The following is a 5,445-nucleotide window of genomic DNA, read 5'->3' on the forward strand; positions in this document are numbered from 1 at the left end:
ATCAAACATCAAACATCAAACATCAAACATCAAACATCAAACATCAAACATCAAACATCAGCCGCAGTTAATTCTACGTCACTTTTCGTAGACTATGCGTGACCTGCAAAGTGGGTGAGTTGCGCAATGTCGATGCCTAACATTTTAACGGCTTTTTCCCAACGTTCTTCAGCTGGTGTATTGAAGATAACTTCAGGATCGGCTTTAACGGTTAACCATGCGTTGTTGGCAATTTCTTCTTCAAGTTGACCTGCTGACCAGCCCGCATAACCAAGTGTGACTAGGTAGTCTTCTGGGCCTGTGTCTTTGCCTAAGTTTTCTAGAATGTCTTTTGAGGTGGTGACCATGATGCCATCTTCTAGTTGTAAACTAGATGACCAGGTTCGATTGCCGCTGTGTAAAACAAAGCCGCGATCGGTTTGAACAGGGCCGCCGGCGAGGACCAGATTATCGCTCATCGATGAGGATTCTGGGGCGTCAATTTTGATTTCTGAAAGTAGGTGTTTGACGGACATGTCGGTTTGTTTGTTAACAACCAACCCCATCGCGCCTTGTTCGTCGTGTTCGCAAACATAGGTCAGTGAGCGCTGAAAATAGCCATCGTCCAATGAAGGCATGGCAATTAAAAATTGATTGGCGAGACTCAGTGAGCTTGAAAGTTTTACGGTCATAATGGCTCCTTTTAGTCTTTGTTTGACTCAGTGTTGAGCGTGGTGTTCGACGGCGCATTTGTTTCTGAGCTGGCTTTTAGGTGTTCTTGGCTGTCAGAATTATTGTTTTCGGCGTCTTGCAAACGACGCTCGATGGCATCAAACAAGTGGCCTGTGATACTTATATCAAAAGCGGCTTCGATTTCACGAATACAAGTTGGGCTGGTGACGTTGATTTCGGTGATGTAGTCGCCAATAACGTCAAGTCCAACAAAGATAAGGCCTTTTTTCTTAAGGGTCGGACCAATCGCGTTGGCAATGCGCCAGTCGGTTTCTGAAAGTGGTCTTGCTTCACCTCGGCCACCGGCTGCGAGGTTACCGCGAGTTTCGCCTTTTGCTGGAATGCGCGCTAACGTATAGGGCATTGGCTCGCCATCAACAATCAAAATTCGTTTGTCACCGTTGCTAATATCAGGGATGAAACCTTGCGCCATCGCATAACGTGTTGCGTGCTCGGTCAGTGTTTCAATGATAACGGAGACATTTGGATCGCCTTCTTTTACTCTGAAGATTGATGCTCCACCCATTCCATCAAGCGGTTTTAAAATGACGTCGCCTTGCTCTTTGTAAAAGTCTTTAATGAGTTCTGCGTCACGGGTCACTAGCGTTGGTGGCACGAATTCACTGAACCAACTTGTGTACAGTTTTTCGTTTGCATCGCGAAGGCTTTGTGGTTTGTTTACGATTAGCGTGCCTTCGTCTTCAGCGCGCTCAAGCATATAAGTAGCGTAGACAAATTCTGTGTCAAAAGGAGGATCTTTACGCATCAATATGACGTCTAACTCGGACAATGGCATAGCTTGAACCTCACCGAGTGAGTAGTGTGCACCTAATTCATTTTTTACGGTCAATGGTTTGGTACGACCAAAGGCGCGTCCGTCTCGTAGGTATAAATCATTCATTTCTAAATAAAACAACTCATAACCGCGCGACTGAGCTTCAAGTAACATGGCAAAACTTGAGTCTTTTTTGATATTGATGTCCGCGATAGGGTCCATCACGATGCCGAGTTTAATTGTCATAATGTTCCAACTTTTTAGGTCGTTATGGTGGCTGACGATGTTGTGTCATCAACCACAACTGAATTTGTGTCTGATTAAAATAGACCGCAACTTGTATGAATAAGTTTCAATTGATTAACTATTTGAGTCTAAGCCAAATCACCAAACTGAACTTGTAACGCGGTCAATAACGTTAAGGCGGCGGTTTCCGTTCTTAAAATTCGAGGCCCCATTAAGATCTCTTGATAACCAGCGTCTGCCGCAGCTTCAATTTCTTGGTCGTTTAATCCGCCTTCTGGGCCGATAACAAAACGCACACCTTGTTCTGGCAATGTTAAACCTGACACTGAAATGGAGGCTCGAGGGTGCAAATTCAACTTCAATTGATCGGTTTTTTGTTGAATAAACTCAGAAAATTCGATGGGTGGGTGAATCGTTGGAACCGTGGCGCGACCACATTGCTCACATGCCGAAATTGCAATTTTTTGCCATTGTTGATGTTTTTTCTGAAGTCGTTCGCCTTTGAGTTTGACACCACAGCGCTCTGTGAAGATAGGCGTAATATCAGTAATCCCAAGCTCAACTGACTTTTGAATGGTAAAGTCCATCTTGTCACCGCGAGAAATGCCTTGCGCAAGGTGAATCGTCAGGGGACTTTCATTTTCAACTTTGGTTTTGTCATTAATAGTCACTTCAACGGCTTTTTTACTGACTTCACAGATAGTGGCAGAATAATCAAACCCATCTCCACAAAAAACCGTAATGGCTTGACCAGGTGTCATTCTTAACACGCGGCCGACATGGTTTGACGCATCTGCAGACAAGGTGAGTGATGTGTTTAGTTCTATTGGGTTTGGCTCGAATATTCTTGGGATGCGCATGTTTCTTGTAAAATGTTATCTTTGAGTAGCATTATTCTAGCAACTCAAAGTAGTATTGAATATCTAATCGAGCATTTTCATGCCGAATAAAATTAATAAACAAAAGAGCAGGTTATGGCGACATATGTAGAGGTTCAAAATCTTTCCAAATCTTATGATGACGTGGAAGCGGTAAAGGGCATTTCGTTTGCTGTTAAAAAAGGGATCTGTTTTGGTTTATTAGGTCCAAATGGCGCCGGAAAAACCACAACAATTGAAATGATGGAAGGGCTCATTAAGCCGTCAAACGGTCAGATTTCTTTTTTTGGTGAGCCTTTAAACAAAGAATCACTTAAAGAAATCGGTATTCAGTTCCAGCACACTGCGTTGCAGGACTTTCTCACCGTCAAAGAAACACTCTCGATGTTCCAGGCTTTTTATGCCGAACCTGCAAACTTAGATGACGTTATGAAAATGTGTGACTTGGTCGACATTCAAGACCGTCGTCATCAGAAACTGTCTGGCGGGCAAAAGCAACGTTTGTTGTTGGCTCTGGCTTTGATCAACAACCCTAAGATCTTATTTTTGGACGAACCTACGACCGGTCTTGATCCTCATGCAAGACGCAACTTTTGGGATTTGATCACGCGTATCAAACAACAGGGCAAAACCATTATTTTGACCACTCATTACATGGATGAAGCTGAGTATTTGTGTGACGAAATCGTGATAATGGATCAAGGCCAGATAATTGCTCAAAATACACCGTCAAAGCTACTTACCGAACATTTCTCAGGCGCTATTATTCGTTTGCCAGTCGAGAATTTAAAAGGGCATGAAATCAGTGACTTTGGTCGAAAATTTGGTGAATTTCATGTGGACATCGATGCTCAAGATGTTGAGGTTTCAATCAGTGAGCTGTTAACAAGAGGTGTAAAATTAGACGGGTTGCAGGTTAAATCAGCAAATCTTGATGATTTATTCATTAAGTTGACCGGACACCAATTAACAAGCGGCAGTGACAGTGATACGTCAGATCTGCCAGTAAAAGAGGAAGTGTAATGAAGGTTTTTTTCTCCCGTTTTTACGCCATTTTAAAAGGTCGTAATTTAGAGTTTTTTAGAGACAAATCTTCATTGGCTTGGAGTATTGTTTTTCCTGTTTTATTGCTGGTTGGTTTTGCTTTGGTCTTTAGCGGAGAAGGGAAAGATCAATACAAAGTCGGTGTTCTGAACACGCCAGATGTCGCCAATGCGGATCCTTTTTTAGAAACCAAATACGTCGAGTTTGTTGAGTATAAAGATCAAACCATTGCGCTAGATAAATTGAGACAACATCGTCTGGATCTATTGTTAGATTATCAAAGCAAAAATTACTGGATAAATGAGTCTTCACCAAACGGTTATTTTATGGAAAGACTATTGGCCGGTTATGACGATACGCAAAGTAAATGGCAGCAACAGACAGTTGATGGCCGCCAGATTCGCTATTTGGACTTTGTACTTCCAGGCATTTTGGGCATGAATATGATGTTTAGCTGCTTGTTTGGTGTTGGTTATGTCATTGTTCGATATAGAAAAAACATGGTTCTTAAGCGACTAAATGCCACACCGGTAACCGCATTAGAGTTTTTGACTGCGCAAATCGTATCACGCCTAATGATTGTTATGTTCTTATCAACATCCGTGTTTATTGGCTGTGACTTCCTGTTCGACTTTTATATGTTGGGCAGCTACTTAGATCTATTTATTGTTGGCGTATTAGGGGCATTTTCTCTTATTTCACTTGGCTTGTTAATCGCGTCTCGATCACGCAGCGAAGAGCTTACTGGCGGACTTCTTAATCTAGCTACGTGGCCAATGATGATCTTATCCGGTGTGTGGTTCTCATTAGAAGGCAGCCCAGAGTTTATTCAACAAATTGCGTATATACTGCCATTGACCCATCTTGTTGAAGGTGCGCGAGCGGTGATGACCGAAGGCGCGAGTTTGGTGGATATCAAAGACCACGTGCTGACAATGGTTGGGATGACGGTGGTGTTTTTGGGGATTGGGACGCGGTTGTTTCGGTGGGAAGGAGATGGTAGGTAGCAGTGTATTGGCTGACCATTGGGTAGCATTTATCTCGGCTTTGAAACGTAATTATTAGCTCGGTATGCGAGCAGAGTATTCAAGTGATTGACCGCGCAGGTGAGTATGGCTGAGTATACGGTAACATTTAGCTCAGCTTGGAAACGTAATAATTGGCTCGGTATGCGAGCAGAGTATTCAAGTGATTGACCGCGCAAGTACATCCCTGTAATGCTTACGGCCATTCATCCATGAATGGACTATCAATCACTTGAATACTCTACTCACATACCTTCAATCACTGTTCGGGACAACGCCTCGTAAATGATTACCCAATGCTCACCCACTACTATCTGTACAGTCTTGATTGATGAATCGACTATCAATCACTTGAATACTCTATTCACATACCTTCATTCACTGGTGGATGTAACGCCTCGTAAATGATTACCCAATACTCACCCCTACTGATTGAGATGAGTTTTGTGTAGCCGTTTAAATGAAATACCAATATTGACATTTATTGTGGTGAAGTCGGAACGAGTTTCGAGATTACTGCTGTGCTTTTAACCGATAAATTACTGCTTTTGAGATGAAGCTAGAGCAGAGCACTGAGTTGTTGTAGCAGATTTTAATTGTATTTTCGTTGAAAAATGCCGCTAGACGAAAATAGAAGGGCTGAATATTAGTCAACCTTTACGAGGCGTTACGCTCGTTAGAAAATTAAGGTATGTGAGTAGAGTATGCTTATGATTGATAGTCCATTCATGGATGAATGGCCGTAAGCATTACAGGGATGTACTTG

Annotated in this window: 4 protein-coding genes and 1 pseudogene; 2 read left to right on the top strand and 3 right to left on the bottom strand. The window is 42.6% G+C overall.

Annotated elements, in window-relative coordinates; translation table 11 throughout:
* Nucleotides 1–92 precede the first annotated feature (92 nt).
* From AC4E96_RS13785 to rsmE, 3 genes and pseudogenes are all read right to left on the bottom strand, one after another.
* Complete coding sequence (locus AC4E96_RS13785; RefSeq protein ID WP_490256237.1) at nucleotides 93–671, bottom strand: YqgE/AlgH family protein; 579 nt, start codon at nucleotides 669–671, stop codon at nucleotides 93–95.
* 110 nt (nucleotides 672–781) lie between these two features.
* A pseudogene (gshB, locus tag AC4E96_RS13790) lies at nucleotides 782–1,732 on the bottom strand (glutathione synthase); the annotation flags it as partial.
* A gap of 128 nt (nucleotides 1,733–1,860) precedes the next feature.
* Nucleotides 1,861–2,592, bottom strand: coding sequence for a 16S rRNA (uracil(1498)-N(3))-methyltransferase (rsmE, locus tag AC4E96_RS13795; RefSeq protein ID WP_488034240.1), 732 nt, complete (start codon nucleotides 2,590–2,592; stop codon nucleotides 1,861–1,863).
* A 114-nt stretch (nucleotides 2,593–2,706) separates the two neighbouring features.
* On the opposite strand from rsmE, the gene AC4E96_RS13800 reads away from it, so the two are divergent.
* Complete coding sequence (locus AC4E96_RS13800) at nucleotides 2,707–3,633, top strand: ABC transporter ATP-binding protein (RefSeq protein ID WP_488034241.1); 927 nt, start codon at nucleotides 2,707–2,709, stop codon at nucleotides 3,631–3,633.
* Nucleotides 3,633–4,661, top strand: a complete 1,029-nt coding sequence (locus AC4E96_RS13805; RefSeq protein WP_490256238.1) for an ABC transporter permease — start codon at nucleotides 3,633–3,635, stop codon at nucleotides 4,659–4,661. The genes AC4E96_RS13800 and AC4E96_RS13805 overlap by 1 nt, the downstream gene beginning before the upstream one ends.
* The last annotated feature ends 784 nt before the right edge of the window (nucleotides 4,662–5,445 follow it).

It is taken from the genome of Psychrosphaera sp., from assembly GCF_982872775.1.